At 55.4% G+C, this 16,564-nt stretch carries 11 protein-coding genes; 4 read left to right on the forward strand and 7 right to left on the reverse strand.

Annotation, left to right across the window (positions count from 1 at the left end; all coding sequences use genetic code 11):
• Positions 1-386: 386 nt before the first annotated feature.
• On the reverse strand, positions 387-4,964 hold the full coding sequence (avs2, locus tag DUD43_RS07770) for an AVAST type 2 anti-phage system protein Avs2 (protein WP_194273463.1): 4,578 nt from the start codon (positions 4,962-4,964) through the stop codon (positions 387-389).
• Between the two features lie 621 nt (positions 4,965-5,585).
• Between avs2 and DUD43_RS07775 the strand changes: the two genes are divergently transcribed.
• The gene (locus tag DUD43_RS07775; protein WP_153229827.1) at positions 5,586-6,329 is read left to right on the forward strand and encodes an SDR family oxidoreductase; all 744 of its coding nucleotides are present in this window, start codon (positions 5,586-5,588) and stop codon (positions 6,327-6,329) included.
• A 32-nt stretch (positions 6,330-6,361) separates the two neighbouring features.
• Positions 6,362-7,006 carry a DJ-1/PfpI family protein gene (locus DUD43_RS07780; RefSeq protein WP_153229828.1) on the forward strand — a complete coding sequence of 215 codons (645 nt, stop codon included), beginning with the start codon at positions 6,362-6,364 and terminating at the stop codon, positions 7,004-7,006.
• A gap of 118 nt (positions 7,007-7,124) precedes the next feature.
• On the opposite strand, the gene rlmF is transcribed toward DUD43_RS07780, so the two are convergent.
• The 6 genes from rlmF to DUD43_RS07810 form a co-directional block, all read right to left on the reverse strand.
• Entirely contained in the window at positions 7,125-8,120 is a 996-nt protein-coding gene (rlmF, locus tag DUD43_RS07785; protein ID WP_153229829.1) for a 23S rRNA (adenine(1618)-N(6))-methyltransferase RlmF, read from the reverse strand.
• Positions 8,121-8,256: 136 nt separating this feature from the next.
• Complete coding sequence (dut, locus tag DUD43_RS07790) at positions 8,257-8,718, reverse strand: dUTP diphosphatase (protein WP_042487854.1); 462 nt, start codon at positions 8,716-8,718, stop codon at positions 8,257-8,259.
• Positions 8,719-8,792: 74 nt separating this feature from the next.
• Positions 8,793-9,977, reverse strand: coding sequence for a bifunctional phosphopantothenoylcysteine decarboxylase/phosphopantothenate--cysteine ligase CoaBC (coaBC, locus tag DUD43_RS07795; RefSeq protein WP_153229830.1), 1,185 nt, complete (start codon positions 9,975-9,977; stop codon positions 8,793-8,795).
• Between the two features lie 20 nt (positions 9,978-9,997).
• On the reverse strand, positions 9,998-10,531 hold the full coding sequence (gene lspA / locus DUD43_RS07800; protein ID WP_153231574.1) for a signal peptidase II: 534 nt from the start codon (positions 10,529-10,531) through the stop codon (positions 9,998-10,000).
• Positions 10,524-13,364, reverse strand: coding sequence for an isoleucine--tRNA ligase (gene ileS / locus DUD43_RS07805; RefSeq protein ID WP_153229831.1), 2,841 nt, complete (start codon positions 13,362-13,364; stop codon positions 10,524-10,526). Before ileS ends, lspA begins: the two co-directional genes overlap by 8 nt.
• A complete protein-coding gene (locus tag DUD43_RS07810) occupies positions 13,354-14,319 on the reverse strand; it encodes a bifunctional riboflavin kinase/FAD synthetase (protein ID WP_042487846.1) in 966 nt (321 codons plus the stop codon). The genes ileS and DUD43_RS07810 overlap by 11 nt, the downstream gene beginning before the upstream one ends.
• A gap of 49 nt (positions 14,320-14,368) precedes the next feature.
• On the opposite strand from DUD43_RS07810, the gene purN reads away from it, so the two are divergent.
• Both purN and DUD43_RS07820 read left to right on the forward strand, forming a co-directional pair.
• Complete coding sequence (gene purN / locus DUD43_RS07815; protein WP_042487843.1) at positions 14,369-15,025, forward strand: phosphoribosylglycinamide formyltransferase; 657 nt, start codon at positions 14,369-14,371, stop codon at positions 15,023-15,025.
• Positions 15,026-15,198: 173 nt separating this feature from the next.
• Positions 15,199-16,464 carry an RsmB/NOP family class I SAM-dependent RNA methyltransferase gene (locus tag DUD43_RS07820; protein WP_228125961.1) on the forward strand — a complete coding sequence of 422 codons (1,266 nt, stop codon included), beginning with the start codon at positions 15,199-15,201 and terminating at the stop codon, positions 16,462-16,464.
• The last annotated feature ends 100 nt before the right edge of the window (positions 16,465-16,564 follow it).

A 16,564-nucleotide genomic window follows, 5' to 3' on the forward strand; every position in this document is an offset into this window, starting at 1 on the left:
GACTTTCTTGTCAACACACTAGAGGCAGCATTGGCGCCATAGGTGAGCAACACCACGACAGTCGATAGCATTGCAATCCTTGCCGTTGAACTCTCGGTTTTCGGCAACGTCGTGAACACGCTAAATGTCGGCAAGAGAGGGGCAGTAAAGGAATTCGCTCCGGCTAGGCGACCGGCATCAATCTGTCTGCACCTGCCGTTGAAGTGAGCTAAGCGGCTGACCGCTTTTGGCCGGAAACAGCCTATCATGAATTGCTGCTTTGGACCTAAAACAGAAATTGATATTGCCGACCTAATCGATTAGAGAGCTACCCGCTCACCGGGTATCACAGCTCCTAACATATCCGTATAGAAAATCGAAGATCCACCTCGAACAACGACGGCAGCTCATGAAGCTGCATCGTACGATTCAATTTCGTCAAATGAATAGTTACCTGACACATTCACACCATCCCAGACGAAGAGCCCATGAAATGATCTACGTGCATTAATGTGATAATCAGGAGAACCTTCAGCATCAGTCTTCTCGCCTTGTATCACCCAACACACAACCAGGTCATGTGCCTGCAATACATCTTGCAAGCAGTCCTTTCTAACCAGAAGTGCTGACGGCCCCGCCACGTTAGCAGACGGATCGAACGCAACAATGCTGTCTTCCATGTCAAGGTAGGTCGCCAATATGCCACTCCATCGAGCATTCATAAGCATAAGCATCCTATCTGTAGGCACACGCAGCGAAATGGTTTCAGAGGTTATCGAACAATCGAGCGATCCTCTTTCACGTACATAGCCTTGGGTGACGGCAATTGCATCAATCACATCCGAATCGACTCCACCTGCCCACCCCTGGTGTGAATAGTACGGATCATCAAAGAACCTCGAGGCTTCCGACCAACCAATCTCGCCAAGAAAAATCTCACGCAACCCGCCCTCGAGGCTACCAAGAGCAGCAATCTTACAAGCCATGCCTTTTGCTCTGAGCTTGCTCACATCCGCGCGCCTCACCAAAGCACCGTCGGCATGGAGCCAAACCTCTCGCCGACCATCCTTGAATGAATCTTCTAAGGCAGGCTTTGGCATAAGCCATTCCATATGCGTGTGTAAGTTGATCCATTCGATTTGGGACGGTTCATCACGACTGAACAGCAAACTCTCCGGCATCGGAATATCGCTGGTAACTTGTGCCCATGACTTAGCTGCACTACCGTTTCCCCAATCAACTATCCCACGCGACGCCCAGAAGGCGTGCGGCACTGACATGTCATCCTCATGCTTAGGCTTCGCGGCTATGACGTTAGATGGATCGATGTCTCGTACACGATCCTGCCAGCTACCCTGGTAGACACCACCAATCCTATCGGACCTAGGCCCTGCAATGTATTGATAATGGTCAGCCATGAACGCAAGCATCTCCTGATAAGCAATCCATTGGTATTTTTTTCCTATACGCTCAGGCTTGTTGGCATCACGGCCGCTGGTAAACAGGTTCTCATCAAACTGCCCGAAGCGCTTCGATGTCCACCCTAGTTGAAAGACGCGCCCAACTACATAACGTTGCACCAGCTTCAGATCAAACTTTGGGGGCTGCCGTCTTCGTTCGGTATCGGTAATCTCGTCCATCAGTGGCAAAAGAGCTGCTCGTTGTCTTTTGCTCACGTTATCAAGCAGACTGGCCCGAATCTTGTCGAGCATCTGTTCGGCACTGCTCGGTGGCCGAGTGGCCACACAATCAGTGTCACTTGTGCCCGCCCGTCGATTTGCCCAGCTAAGGCTGTATCTCTCCAGGTTGACAGCCTGCGCGGCCTCCTCGAAACGCTCCCATGCATGACGCTCGATATCGCCTAGCGTGGACACGATTTTCTGAATCCGCCGCTCAAGCGGTATCCACTGAGGCTCGTCCAGCCGAAGTGACAGCCAGTTCGTTGACCAAGAGTTGGTCCCTATGACATATCGACCGAAATCATCGTCCATGACAGAACGACGTATTCGGTGATGCGCCCAAGAGAACTTCTTCGACTCATCTTCAGACCACGTTGGAGCGATTATGTCGACCTCACTCTTGGAAGGAATGGCCGGCCAATCGCTGGCATAGGGTGGATCCACGTTTGGCCATATCGCAGTGGTGGGCTCATTACACAGGTATGCAGCCCTCTTTATGATTCCTTGGGCATATTCTCGAAACAGCAGATGCGGCCGAGGCCGACCGGTGGCAAATACCTTCGCGTACGTACAATTGGCTACAGCGCTCATGCCAACGGCATCCACGGATCTCATTGCTGCGCCATATGCTGCGGCCAGCACACGCTCAGCAATGTAGGCATCATCCAGATCACAGAACCGCTCGATTAACCGCTCGATAACTTGCGGCCGCCAAGTAAGAACTCGGACCAGTGCCTTGGTTGCATGGTCACGAAGAAACCGGTTTGACGAAGGCAACAGCCACGCGATGATGCACGCAGTTAGATCTGCAGCCTCATCCGTCATATCGAGGTGCGGCCACAGGCGATTTGCCCACTGAATAAGCCGATCAACCGCGCTTTGCTGCCCCCAAAGGCCATGCAGACCGATGGTCCACCACGCATCTCGCTCAGCCATACAGCTCTCGCGAAGCAGTGTGTCCGTAAACCAGGCATTCAGTGGATGAGCAGGGATAGTTGCCAACGTCACAAGAGCATCGATAACGTCATCAGCATTAGACCCCTTCAGCTCGAGAAGCTTAGCTATAGTTTGTGGTGTAACAGCAGAGGGATCTCTCCACACGATGCTGTTCAAAAAGACTTTTGCAGTGAAATGCTCTTCGATGAGATCCGGCACCAACACTATCAGTTCTTGACCAGTGCGCTCTGCCACCAGAATGTGAAGTGCCTCATGAAAGCCGGGACGACGCCAAGTTGTGCGCAGCGAATCAAGATCCAGTGGGCCGCCTAGTTTGAAGGTACCTGATGGCTCTTTGGCATCCAAATGGTGATCAAGGAGAATCTCGACACATAGATAGTCTGACAACCGCTCATAAGCAATTTGAACAACAGACACGAGACCTTCCTCTGCATCTGACCACGCTCTCTCTTCGATTAACAGCCCCTCACCAAAGAGCTTGGCCATTAGCGAGCGCGAATAGTCTCGACCAGGTAAATGTGTATTGACAAGCTGGTCGGCAACCTCATAGCTCACCCATGGCTGGTGGTTTTCGACCATACGCTCAGCCAGATCCTTCAATGCGCGCGTGACAAGCTTGTTGTGAGGGGGGTAGTCAAGCTCTCTGGCTACCTTCTTGTTCACGCTAGCAACGTACTGGTCGAACGCTTTGACCACGCCGTGAAAACCTCGCGGCAGGCGACTCTGCCCTGAAGCCTGCAGCCCTAGACACAAAGTCTTGAGATACAAAGGATTGCTGAACTCAGGCGCCAGAAGCGGGGTAGAGGGCAGATCAATTCCGTAGTATTCAAAAAACGCTCGCGTGGAGTCAAATTCGACGCTCTCGAATCCGTAATGCTCAACCTTAACCGCGCTGGGCAAACCTCCTTCAGGCAGCAGATCCTCTGCATAGGAACTACGCACCGAAAGAACTGTGCTGATCCATGGTGACGCTTTCAAGCGATCAAGAAAGGACGCAAGGTGGGCAGGCCAGAGTTGCCGTCCAGCTCCTTCGTTGATCGCATCGACGACGAAAAGCACCTTACTGTGGGCACGCTGCGCGACAATTTCAAGCGCCTTAACAAAGTCTTTGGCATTCCAGTTGCCCAAGTCCAGTTGCTGCAAAGCTTGAACCCAGGGGTCGCTGGTATCCAAAAATCGTTGGCCCATAAGAACCACCGTGGGCAGCCCTCTGTCGTGCCGACGTTTAGCAATGTCGCACAGCAGATGCGTCTTACCGCTACCCGCATCACCAGTGAGAAGAACCAGACTGCTAGCTGCTACCTCACTGAACTCGTCAACATGCGAGAGAGCCCCCCTTAGGTCTGAGTACAACTCGCGAAGCGTATAGGAGTGGTCATATGTATCCTGGTGCGTCGTGGTGCTTGCACCGACATCCTTCTGGGCGGTTTTCGCAGCCTCACGCTGGCGCTGGTACTCTAATAACAGGTCTTTAGCACATCGCACAGAGTGTCGCAGCGAGTCTTTAAGATTACCCAGTGGATCTGACCGAAGAGGATCTTCCGATAAGGTTCGGAACTCGTTGAGCGCACGCTCACAAGCTGCGTGTGCAGCCAGGATTTTGTTTGCTAAAGTTGGATCCGGATCTTTACCCAGGCTGAACGGACGTCTTCGCAGTTGATCCTTGATTGGTCGAGCCTTGGCCTGAATGCCATTGAAAAAATCGCGCGTACGGCCTACCGCTTCGAACGGATTTTCGATATACAGCTTGATGTTCAGCTCTGGTGTGTATCGAGGTCCTGCCGCTTTATGTGCCTCCGACAATCGAGCTTGAAACCAATCGTCATCAAGGTACCGCGTCCCGAAGAAGAAATGGACAAGGCCGTCGTGCTGAGGCATCGCAAGTTCTGTAAGCAATTCATGGCTACCGTGCCAAATGAACTCGACGGACATGCCCTGGCGAGCGGCCCACCCAGACCACTTTGAGACGTGCTCGTCCCATTGTTGTCGTGCAGATTTTGTGCTCCCGACTCGCCCGTCTGCCAGATCCAGGGACACGCATACGAAATATCGAGTCAATCTAGGATGACCAGCCAGCGCGGCCTTGACCGACTTGTCTAGCTGCGTCCACTGGGAACTCTTCAGGGTATCAAAATACTTTGATTGCCATGCCCACTCTGTACCGTCCGAGTGCACAACATGTGCTTCCACGCCAGCGTCAGGGCGACCTTTACGGATGAATTTAGAACCAGATGGACAAGATGTACGGGCTAACTGGGTGCAGAGTTCCTCGAAGGCATCTTGCTTTGACCCGTTGAGAGCGCGGATTGATGTCCAATCTAAGTCGAGAGCTGCGCTTGAATGCTTCATGATTTTGTAATAAGCGTGGTAGCCACCTGTCTGGCAACACAAGCCAGTATTACTCAATCACAGCCGCTGTGTCCAACGTATATATGGGACGGGAGCGCATCTGCGCGTCGAAACAGCAGGGCCGCCTATACATGTCCTGATTTGTTAGGATCTTAACCAACCCAAAACCGGCCTATAACGAACGACCGGTTCTGGCCGAAAGCAGACCGCATAGTAACTGACAAAAAGTAACGCGTCTCTACGTTTGATAAATAGCGAACGGCTCCGTTCGTTAAATATTTTTATCTAGTAGGTAATTAAGTGACGTGAGAATTTTAAAGGTCTTTAAAGCGCAGAATGCCGATGAAGGTAAAGCATTAGTATGCTTAGGTGATGTTTTGTTTTTTTTGTGTAGAAAAGTTCTGCCAGCCCGTGATTGGGTAGATATATGTGCTGCAAATAGTAATTAGCGGTTTTGGGTGGGCTCTGGGTGGCTGTAAATCTTTACCATAGCAACTCTGGATATCACCGACAGGTTGCGATGTGGATATAGCTAGCTTCAGCTATCCAAAAAGACAATGGGTCGAGCATGCCCCCCATGCGAATGACTCCGTTGTAAAGGCCCGCCAAGGAGAACAAAGAATGGATTTAGGAATTCTCGGACGACGTGCGTTGATCTGTGGAGCATCGAGTGGTTTAGGTTTGGCGTGTGCCCAGACCCTTGCCGCTGAAGGCGTTCAGGTCACCCTAGTATCTCGTAGCGAACACAAGCTACAAGAAGCCGCCAAGCAGATTGAAGCCTCTACAGGTGTTGCAGCTAAATGGATTACCGCCGATCTTTCTCAAACAGCCGACAGACAAGCCGTAGCTGCCGCGTGCTCGGACATCGACATTCTGGTGACCAACGCGGGCGGGCCTCCGTCTATGCCTTTTGCTCAGTTGGATACCACTCACTGGCAAGCCGCTTTGGAGCAAAATTTCCTGGCAGCGGTGGAGCTAATTCAGGCTGTGTTGCCAGGCATGGTGAGCCGCCGCTTTGGCCGCATCGTCAATATCACCTCGGTGTCCGTCCGTTCACCTGTGACCAACCTGGAGTTGTCCACTGCTGCTCGTATGGCCTTGACTGGCTTCGTTGCCAGTGTGTCTCGCGAAGTAGCCCAGCATAACGTCGCTATCAACAACCTGTTGCCCGGCACCATCATGACGGACCGCTTGCAGGAGCTGGGGCCTGTGGCTGAAAAAATGATTGCATCTGTACCAGCAGGGCGAGCTGGAACGCCGAGCGAATTTGGTGCTGCATGTGCTTTCTTGTGCAGCGAGGCCGCAGGTTTTATCGTAGGTCAGAATTTGGCTATTGATGGTGGTTTGGTACGAGCTACGATCTGAGTTATTAAGTTTCAACTATGAAGGGGCACGCTATGAGCGGTAAGACAGCATCGGCTACATCTACCAGCACAGCAGGGAATACAGCAAAAAAACAAATCGGCATTGTGCTGTTTGATCAGTTTGAGACTCTCGATGTATTCGGGCCGGTGGAAATGTGGGGTGGGATGCCGGATTACGAGACGGTCATGGTGTCTCAGCAGGGTGGGCTGGTTCGTTCGTCTCAAGGGATAGAAACTCAGACTTTCTATAGTTTCGAGACGGCTCCGCAATTCGATATTCTGATGGTTCCCGGCGGTATGGGAACGCGCAGTGAAATTAATAACCCCGCCATGCTGGCCTTCATTCAGAAGCAGGACAAGGCAACGCAGTGGACGGTGTCGGTGTGTACGGGGGCGGCTTTATTGGCCAAGGCGGGTGTTCTGAAGCAGCGCCGGGCTACGTCTAATAAGCTGGCGTTTGATTTTGCGGTGGCTCAGGATGGAGATGTGCTTTGGCAAAAGCAGGCCCGCTGGGTGTTCGATGGCAAGTACGTCACATCCTCGGGTGTGTCGGCGGGGACGGATATGGCGTTGGCACTGGTCGAGAAGCTCTATAACCGTGAGCAAGCTGAAAGCATTGCGCATTGGACCGAGTATGTCTGGAACAGTGATCCGACAATTGATCCGTTTGCGCGCTAAGGCCGGTGTTTTCTGGGCGTAGTTGTTGGGTGAAAGGTTCAGGAGTCGGGGGCTTGGAGTGGGTAGCTGATTGCAGCTGATGCCATCAGCGTATCGAGCCTCCCGACTTGATACGAGCCTATTTCCAGCGTTCGTTGCGCCAAACCTCTTGTGCCGCAGCGTCCAGAAAAGTCCAGGCCACGAAACGGCTCTGCTTTTGTCCTTGCGTCATTTCTACGGTTTTGACTTTAACTGCCTTGGCCTTTTTTAAGGCATTCAACACGCCGGGTACATTCGATGCTTTGGACACCAAGGTGCTGAACCAAAACACTTGCCCGCCTACCGTTGCGCTTTCTTCTATCATGCGGCGGATGAAAAGTGCCTCGCCGCCTTCGCACCATAGCTCCGTATTCTGTCCACCAAAGTTCAGCACAGGAGCACTGTGCTTGGGTGCAGCCTTGCCCAAGCCACGCCATTTACGTTGACTGCCGCTTTCAGCCTCTTCCTGCGACGAATGGAAGGGTGGGTTGCACAGCGTCAGGTCAAAGTAGTCGTTTGCGCCCAGCAGGCCCTTGAAGATATGTCTGGGCGACTTCTGCTGGCGTAACTTGATTGCCGCTGGCAAGCCAGGATTCCCATGAATAATGCTTCGTGCAGAAGTCAGTGCATCGGCGTCTATGTCCGATCCTAGAAACTGCCACCCATATTCGGTATTACCAATCAATGGGTAAATCGCATTTGCGCCTACGCCAATATCAAGGACACGTACAGCCTCACCACGGGGAATGGCTCCCTTATTGCTGTTGGCCAGCAAATCAGCCAGATAGTGCACGTAATCGGCCCGGCCCGGAATGGGAGGGCAGAGGTAATTGGCCGGAATATCCCAATGCGCTATGCCGTAAAAGCTCTTCAGCAGGGCGCGATTCAGAGTTTTGACAGCATTCGGATCTGCGAAATTGATGCTTTGATCGCCGTACGGATTCAAGAAAACGAAAGCGGCCAGTTCGGGCGTCTCTTTGATGAGAGCGTCAAAGTCGTAACGGCCCTGATGGCGGTTACGCGGGTGGAGTTGAGCCGCCGTTTTGTTTGAAGTGGGTAATTCAGCGTTGGAATTACCTTTTTTGGGAGAGGGCATTGAAATCCGAAATTGGCCTGGGTGAGTCTGAATCGGGGTGCTGCTACGTTTTTAAAGCAAAGTGTCAGGACTAAGGAAGGAACGATGCTTGCTGTACTACGTCGCTCTGCATCGCATCCTTCCCTAGTTTTAATGCTTAGTTCTTGCCCGTGCTACCAAAGCCACCTGTACCGCGCTCGGTCTCGGTAGAGAACTCGTTCACAAATTGCAGTGCTACTTGCACCACTGGCTGGAACATCAACTGGGCGATACGCTCGCCGGGCTGGATCACGTAGTCCTGATCGCTGTCATTAGCCAGAATCACGCCGATCTCGCCGTGGTAGTCGGCATCAATGACGCCAATGCCTTGGGCAACACGCACGCCGTGCTTCAGGGACAGGCCCGAGCGCGAGGCGACGATGGCCACCAGGCCAGGGTCCATCATATTGATGGCCAGGCCAGTTTTAACCAGCGTACGGCCGCCTGCGGGCAGGGTGACGGCTTCGCTCAGGCAGGCACGCAGGTCCATGGCGGCCGAGCCGTCCGTGGCGTAGCTGGGGGCTTCAATTGTTGTGCCCAACAAGTCATTGACGATGCGAGCTTCAATACGGCGGTGCATAGACGGTATCCTGAAAAAAAGAGAGGCAGCGCACCTGCTTTAGCGCTGCCCGTCATCATAAAAGAGAAAAGGGTTTAAAGCCGCTGGGCGATGTCTTGTACCAGTTGGCGCGCCGCCAGCAGTTTATCCTGGGCTGGCCAGTGCATATGACCTTGCTCGTCAAACAGCACCAGCTCGGTGTCGTCGGCGTTCATGGCGCGCTGGGCCAGGTTGGCAACCAGCAAAGGCACATTCTTACGCTGGCGCTTGGCCTGGGCGTGCTCGATCAGGTTGTCGGTTTCAGCGGCAAAGCCTACGCAGAAAGGGCCGTTCTTCAGGGCAGCAACCTCAGCCAGAATGTCCGGGTTGGGGCTGAATTGCAGGTCTGGCGTGGCTTGTTCGGAGGTCTTTTTGATCTTGATGTCGCTGGCATTGCTGACGTACCAGTCTGCTACCGCTGCAACGCTGATGAAGATATCGGCATCATTCACTTGGGACATGACAGTGGCATGCATTTGGCGGGCCGTTTCCACATTGATGCGGCGCACCTGGTAGGGCGCTTCCAATGCTACCGGGCCGGATACCAGCGTGACTTGCGCGCCAGCTTCCTGAGCCGCACGGGCAATGGCGTAGCCCATCTTGCCGGAGGAGCGGTTGCTGATAACGCGGATCGGGTCGATAGGTTCGCTGGTTGGGCCAGCGGTGATCAGGACTCGTTTACCGGCCAGCAGCTTGGGCTGGAAGAAGGCGGTCAGTTCAGCCAGCAGTTGGGCTGGTTCCAGCATGCGACCGTCGCCGGTTTCACCACAGGCCTGGTCGCCGCTGCCGGGGCCCAGAATATGTACGCCGTCGCGACGCAGTTGTTCGACATTGCGCTGGGTGGCCGGGTGCAGCCACATTTCCCGATTCATGGCCGGGGCGATCAGTAGGGGGCAGTGTCCACGGGCCACGCATAAGGTGCTGAGCAAATCATCGGCCAGACCGTTGGCCAGCTTGGCCATGAAGTTGGTGCTGGCGGGGGCGATCAGGATGGCGTCGGCATCCCGGCTAAGCTGGATGTGGGCCATATTGTTGGGAACACGCGCATCCCACAGGTCGGTGTAGACAGTACGGCCCGACAAGGCCTGAAAGGTAACCGGGCTGATGAAGCGTGTGGCCGATTCGGTCATGACCACATCAATCCGGGCACCCAGGTCCTGGCTGCGACGCAAGAGTTCGGCGGTTTTATAGGCAGCGATGCCGCCGGTGATGCCAAACACCAGTTTTTTATTGCTAAGCATAGGACATGATCCTTACAGACTCAGGCGCGCTGTCGTTTGTTGCGGCGCATGCGCAGGAATTCGTCCAGCACCAACAGGGCAGCGCCGCAGCTGATGGCGACGTCGGCAATATTGAAGGCCGGAAAGTAGGATTGATTCCAGTAGAACAGCAGAAAATCTACCACGTGTCCGTGCATCAGGCGATCCACCACGTTGCCGACGGCTCCACCCAGAATCAGGCTTAGCGACAGGCAAAACAAGGGCTGCTTGGCCGAGCGGCGCAGCATGGTCACGATAAAGACGGTGGCGACAACGGCAATGCCTACAAAGAACCAGCGCTGCCAACCCTGACCACCGGCCAGAAAGCTGAATGCCGCGCCGGGGTTGTAGAGCAGGGTGAAATCAAAAAAGGGCAGGATATTCCAACGTTCCTGATAGAACAGGTTGGTGTCGAAATACTGTTTGGTCCATTGGTCCAGGCCGACAATAAAGGCGGCCAGACCAATCCAGGCCCAGAACTGCCGCGAGGGCAGTCGGGCCTGGCCGGGAGAAGGGGCCATGTCCTTATCAGGCATGGTGACGTACTTCGCCTTCGCCAAACAGATTGTCCTCGCAACGACCACACAGGGTGGGGTGCTCGGCGCTCTGGCCTACGTCTGGGCGGTGGTGCCAGCAACGCTCGCACTTGGCCTGTTCGGTAGGAGTAACGTCGATGCGCAAATCGCCTTCGCCTGCATGCACATCGGCACGCGAGACGATCAGCATGAAGCGCAGATCTTCGCCCAGGGATTGCAGGAATTCCAGATCCTGACCGTTGGCGTAGATGTCGATCTCGGCAGCCAGGGACGAACCGATGGCGCCGGTACTACGTACATCTTCAATGCGGCGCATCACGTCGGCACGGATGGCGCGCAGGCGTTGCCACTTGGTGCTCAGTGCAGACTGTTCGCCTTGCTCGGGCAGGACATGGAACAGTTCGGTGAAGATGGTGCCGCTAGGAACCGTACCACCGTGCATGTCGCGCCAGGCTTCTTCTGCCGTGAAGGACAGGATGGGAGCCATCAGCTTGAGCAGGGTTTGCGTCAGGTGGTACAGCGCCGTTTGAGCCGAGCGACGTGGCTGGCCATCTTTAGCGGTGGTGTACAGGCGGTCTTTCAGAATATCCAGGTAGAACGCGCCCAGGTCTTCGGAGCAGAAGGTCTGCAAGCGAGCCACGATGGGGTGGAACTCGTAGCGCTTGTAGTTCTCCAGCAATTCGGCCTGCATATCGGCTGTCATTTGCAGGGCGTAGCGGTCGATCTCGGTCAGTTGATCAACAGGCACAGCATGTTGGGTGACGTCGAAGTCGGCCAGGTTGCCCAGCAGGAACTTCAGGGTATTGCGGATACGGCGGTAGCCTTCCACAACACGCTTCAGAATTTCGTCGGAGATGGACAGCTCGCCCGAGTAGTCGGTAGAGGCGGCCCACAGGCGCATGATCTCGGCACCCATCTTGTCGGCAATTTCTTGCGGCTTGATGATATTGCCCAGCGATTTGCTCATCTTACGGCCATTGCCGTCCACCACGAAGCCGTGGGTCAGCAGGGCTTTGTAGGGCGCGCGGCCATACAGCATGCAGCCAGTCAGCAAGGACGAATGGAACCAGCCACGGTGTTGGTCCGAGCCTTCCAGGTACAGGTCGGCAGGCCATTGCAGCTTGTCAGCGTGCGAGCCGTGGGTAGTGTGATCCTTGCCGCCCAGCACGGTGGCGTGCGTGGTGCCCGAGTCAAACCACACGTCCAGCGTGTCACGGTTTTTCTCGTACAGATCGGCTTCGTCACCCAGCAGGTCGCGTGGGTCCAGGTTTTGCCAGGCCTCGATACCGCTTTTTTCGATGCGCTCGGCCACTTGCTCCATCAGCTCGGGCGTGCGCGGATGCAGTTCGCCGGTTTCCTTGTGCACAAAGAAAGCCATGGGCACACCCCATTGACGCTGACGCGACAAGGTCCAGTCTGGACGGTTAGCGATCATGGCGTGCAGGCGGGCACGACCCCAGGAGGGGTAGAACTCGGTGTTATCAATGGCTTCCAGAGCCATTTCACGCAAGGTACGGCCGCTGCTGTTTTCCTTGTCCATACCGGCAAACCATTGGCTGGTAGCACGGTAGATGATGGGCGTCTTGTGACGCCAGCAGTGCATGTAGCTGTGCGGGTGCTGTTCGGTTTTCAGCAAAGTACCGGCGTTCTGCAAGGCTTCCACGATTTGCGGATTGGCCTTCCAGATCATCTGGCCGCCAAACAGGGGCAGATTCTCGGCGTAATGCCCATTGCCCATCACGGGCGTGAGCATGTCGTCGTCCTTCATGCCGTGGGCTTTGCAGGAGATAAAGTCTTCAATACCGTAGGCCGGGGCCGAGTGCACTACGCCCGTACCGCTGTCCAGGGTAACGTAGTCGCCCAGGTACACAGGGGAGCGGCGTTGGTAGCCTGCATCCACGTGCGCCAGAGGGTGGTTGAATTCGATCAGGTTCAGGGCTTCGCCGGTGGTGGTGGCCACGACCTGGCCGTTCAGGCCCCATTGTTCCAGGCAGGATTTCACCAGCTCTTCAGCCATGATCAGCATGGAGCCGGTGGCGCGTGGGCTGTCCAGCTTGACCAGGGCGTAGCTGATTTCAGGGTGTACGTTCAGTGCCTGGTTGGCAGGAATGGTCCAGGGAGTAGTGGTCCAGATGACGATGGCGCCATCGTCCACGCTGTCCACGCCAAAGGCGGCAGCCAGCTTGTCTTTTTGCGCGAAGGGGAAGGCGACGTGCACGGACGGGTCGGTGCGATCCGCGTATTCAACCTCGGCTTCTGCCAGGGCGGAACCACAGTCAAAACACCAGTTCACGGGTTTCAGGCCACGGAACACGAAACCTTTTTGCATGATCTTGGACAGCACGCGCAGCTCGTCGGCTTCGTTGCTGAAGTTCATGGTCAGGTAAGGCAGGTCCCAGTCGGCCAGCACGCCCAGACGCTTGAAGTCCTTGCGCTGGCTGTCGATCTGTTCCAGAGCGTAGGCGCGTGCCTTGGCCTGAACTTCAGCCACAGGCAGGTTCTTGCCGTATTTCTTTTCGATCTGGACTTCAATAGGCATGCCGTGGCAGTCCCAGCCGGGCACGTACTGCGCGTCAAATCCAGCCATATTGCGGCTTTTGACGATGATGTCTTTCAGAACCTTGTTGACCGCGTGACCAATGTGAATGTCGCCGTTCGCATAGGGAGGGCCGTCGTGCAAAATAAATTTGGGACGACCGGCACTGGCTTGCCGAATTGCTGCATAGACTTTGTTTTCTTCCCACTGGCTAATCCAGCCCGGCTCACGTTTGGCGAGGTCACCACGCATGGGAAAGGGAGTGTCGGGCAAATTGAGAGAGTTTTTATAGTCCATTTGAAGCAAAGTAGTCGCGAGCGCGTTGTGCATCGTTGTCGATGGCAGCGATCATTGTGATGAGGTCGGGGAATTTTTCCTCGTCCCTGACAAATTCCAGAAATTCTATACGGGCAAGTTTACCGTAAGCATCCAGGCGTTGGTCCAGTAAATGCACCTCTAACAGCAGCCGTCCCTGGTCTATGACGGTTGGGCGTACCCCCAAGGAGGCAATGCCGGGCAGAGCCTGTCCGGTCAGTCCGTGAACCCGGACCACGTACACGCCGGAGCGGGCGGCACAGTGTTCGGGAACACGCACGTTCAAGGTCGGGTAGCCAATGTCCCGGCCCAGCTTCTGGCCATGAATGACATGACCACTAATATGAAAGGGTTTGCCCAGCAAGGCACGGGCACGGTCCAGCTGGCCTACGGCCAGGGCGGTGCGCACTTCCGAGCTGGAAATGCGGCGGCCATCGGCATCGGCCACATCGTGCAGGGTCTCGACGCTGAAGCCGTGGCGCTTGCCTGCTTCACGCAACATTTCAATGTCGCCGGCGCGTTTGTGGCCGTAGCGGAAATCCTCGCCCACCAGCAACCAGCCAGTGTTCAGACCCTGGACCAGAATCTCGTCAATAAAGGTGGCCGCCGACATATCGGCCATGGCCTGATTGAAGCGGGCCAGATAAATTTGTTCAATACCGCATTGGTGCAGGGCTTCGACCTTGTCGCGCAGGCCGCTGATCTGCGTGGGGATCAGTTCGGGCCGTTGGCCGCGCTGCGCAAAAAAGGCGCGCGGGTGGGGCGTAAAGGTCATCACACAGGAGCTCAGGTCCTGCTGGCGCGCCACTTCATTGACGCGATGCAAGATGGCCTGATGGCCCAGATGGACCCCGTCAAAATTGCCAATGGTGACAGCGCTGCGGGCCGTGCTGTTGCGCCGCGGCAGAGAGCGATAGAGTTTTAGATCAGATTTCACAAGCGAGAGTTTACAATTTTGGATTCGTTATTTCTCGGGAAACAGGATTTTGACCGATTCCACCCTACCTTGTCGCCTTGTTGTGCTTATTTCAGGCCGGGGCTCCAACTTGCAGGCCATAGGCGAACTGATCAAGACAGCGGGCTTAAATGGCCGTATCGAGGCGGTCATCTCTAACAAGGGCGATGCGCCCGGACTGGAATGGGCGCAGCGTCAAGGGCTGCCTACCGAGACGGTTTCGCATCGCGAATTTGCAACACGTGAAGCCTTTGACCAGGCTTTGGCACGCGTGATCGACCGCTACCAGCCAGATTATGTTCTACTTGCGGGATTCATGCGCATCCTGAGCACAGGTTTTGTTCAGCACTATGCAGGCAAGCTCATCAATATACACCCATCCTTGCTTCCTAGCTTTCCCGGTTTGAATACACATCAACAGGCACTTGACGCGGGCGTGCAGTTTCACGGCTGCTCGGTGCACTTTGTGACCCCTGTGCTCGATGATGGTCCCATCATTGCTCAAACTATCGTGCCCGTCCTGCACGACGATGATGCCCAAACCCTGGCAGAGCGCGTTCTGGCAACTGAACACCACGTCTATACCGAGGCCGTACGCTGGCTGATCGAGGGACGGGTGCGTTTGCAGGCTGATGGCCGTGTCGAGGTTGCCGGACTTGCGCATCGCGGCTTTTATTTTCCCGCCTGATTGAGCGGGCTATTTGGAATTTTTGAATATTCATGTCTGATCACCAACAATCCCGCGGCCGCTCGGACCGCAAGCGCCCGTCCTCGTCTGCCCAACGTAACGAGTCCGGAGCGCGTGGTCGCCCTTATGCAGCACGCCGCGACAAACCCTCGGGCCCACCCGAGCCGGGAGCGATGGCACAGCGCCGTCTGGAACAGGTTTCCAGCGCCCTGGGTGAAGTTTTGCAGTGGAAGCATCCCGCCGACCTGGCTTTGACACGCTGGGCGCGTACACGCCCCAAAATGGGCTCGCGTGACCGTGCCGAGATCCGCGAGGCCGTGTTTGATGTGCTGCGCCACCTGCGTCAGTACCGTAACTGGGCGGAAAGCGGCGTAGGCCCATCCACCCGTCGTCTGGCCATTCTGGGCCTGTCTACCGCCATCGGTCAGGAATCCCTGTCTTTGGGTCTGACGGAAGAAGAGCGCCAGTGGCTGGGCCATATCCGTGCCCTGAATGTGGACGGTCTGCCGGTTGGCGTGCGCCTGAGCCTGCCCGAGTGGCTGGAAGAGCGGCTGAAAGAGATCCCCGATTCCTACAAGCTGATGGCTGCCATGAACGAGCAGGCCTTGCTGGATCTGCGCGTCAACCCCATGAAAGCCGAGCGCGACACGGTATTGCGTCAGCTGCAAAACGGCCCCATGGCTCGCTTCAAACCGGTTGCCATGCCGTTTTCGCCTTGGGGTATCCGTATTGAAGGCCGCCCATCTGTCGCAGTATGGCCACAGTATGAGAAAGGCGAGCTGGAAATTCAGGAAGAGGGCAGCCAGTTGCTGACCGCCTTGCTGGAGCCTCGTCGTGGCGAGATGGTTATCGATTACTGCGCCGGTGCCGGTGGCAAATCCCTGCTGCTGGGCGCCTTGATGCGCTCCACAGGCCGTTTGTACGCCTTTGATGTGTCGGCAACCCGCTTGAACAAGGCCAAACCGCGCTTTGCTCGTGCTGGTCTGTCCAATGTGGTGCCTGTCGTGATTCAGGAAGAGGGCGACCAGCGTGTTCGCCGCCTGCATGGCAAGGCACAGCGCGTATTGGTAGACGCCCCTTGCAGTGGCTTGGGAACTTTGCGTCGAAATCCTGATCTTAAGTGGCGTCAACACCCACAAGCTCTGGAGCAGTACACTCAGATGCAGGCCGACATTCTGGAACAAGCTGCTGCTTGTGTCGCACCAGGAGGTCGTTTGGTTTATGCAACATGTAGTTTCTTGCCTGAAGAAAACGAGCAGCAAGTGCAGGCGTTCTTGGACAAACATCCCGAGTTCAAGCTGCTGGATGCCCGGGAAATCTTGAAGGACAAATGTCCGGCCCTCGCGCTAGAGGGGCCTTATTTGAATCTGCGCACGGACCGTCACCAAACCGACTGTTTCTTTGGTGCGGCACTTGAACGAATCACGGAAAGTGCTTGATTTAAAGCAAGTTCGTCCTTAAATAGTGTTATTGTTAACCGGTTAGGTGGGCTACACTTTTCCGGTTTCCCTTAACACAAAGATCAGGTCTAAAAGGGTC

It is taken from the genome of Alcaligenes faecalis (assembly GCF_009497775.1).
In the GTDB taxonomy this organism is placed as follows: Bacteria; Pseudomonadota; Gammaproteobacteria; order Burkholderiales; family Burkholderiaceae_B; genus Alcaligenes; species Alcaligenes faecalis_D.

What these genes read in the sequence shown, in the direction of transcription:
- avs2 (WP_194273463.1), bottom strand. Translation starts at nt 4,964, where the DNA reads ATGAAGCATTCAAGCGCAGCTCTCGACTTAGATTGGACATCAATCCGC.
- DUD43_RS07775 (WP_153229827.1), top strand. Translation starts at nt 5,586, where the DNA reads ATGGATTTAGGAATTCTCGGACGACGTGCGTTGATCTGTGGAGCATCG.
- DUD43_RS07780 (WP_153229828.1), top strand. Translation starts at nt 6,362, where the DNA reads ATGAGCGGTAAGACAGCATCGGCTACATCTACCAGCACAGCAGGGAAT.
- rlmF (WP_153229829.1), bottom strand. Translation starts at nt 8,120, where the DNA reads ATGCCCTCTCCCAAAAAAGGTAATTCCAACGCTGAATTACCCACTTCA.
- dut (WP_042487854.1), bottom strand. Translation starts at nt 8,718, where the DNA reads ATGCACCGCCGTATTGAAGCTCGCATCGTCAATGACTTGTTGGGCACA.
- coaBC (WP_153229830.1), bottom strand. Translation starts at nt 9,977, where the DNA reads ATGCTTAGCAATAAAAAACTGGTGTTTGGCATCACCGGCGGCATCGCT.
- lspA (WP_153231574.1), bottom strand. Translation starts at nt 10,531, where the DNA reads ATGCCTGATAAGGACATGGCCCCTTCTCCCGGCCAGGCCCGACTGCCC.
- ileS (WP_153229831.1), bottom strand. Translation starts at nt 13,364, where the DNA reads ATGGACTATAAAAACTCTCTCAATTTGCCCGACACTCCCTTTCCCATG.
- DUD43_RS07820 (WP_228125961.1), top strand. Translation starts at nt 15,199, where the DNA reads ATGGCACAGCGCCGTCTGGAACAGGTTTCCAGCGCCCTGGGTGAAGTT.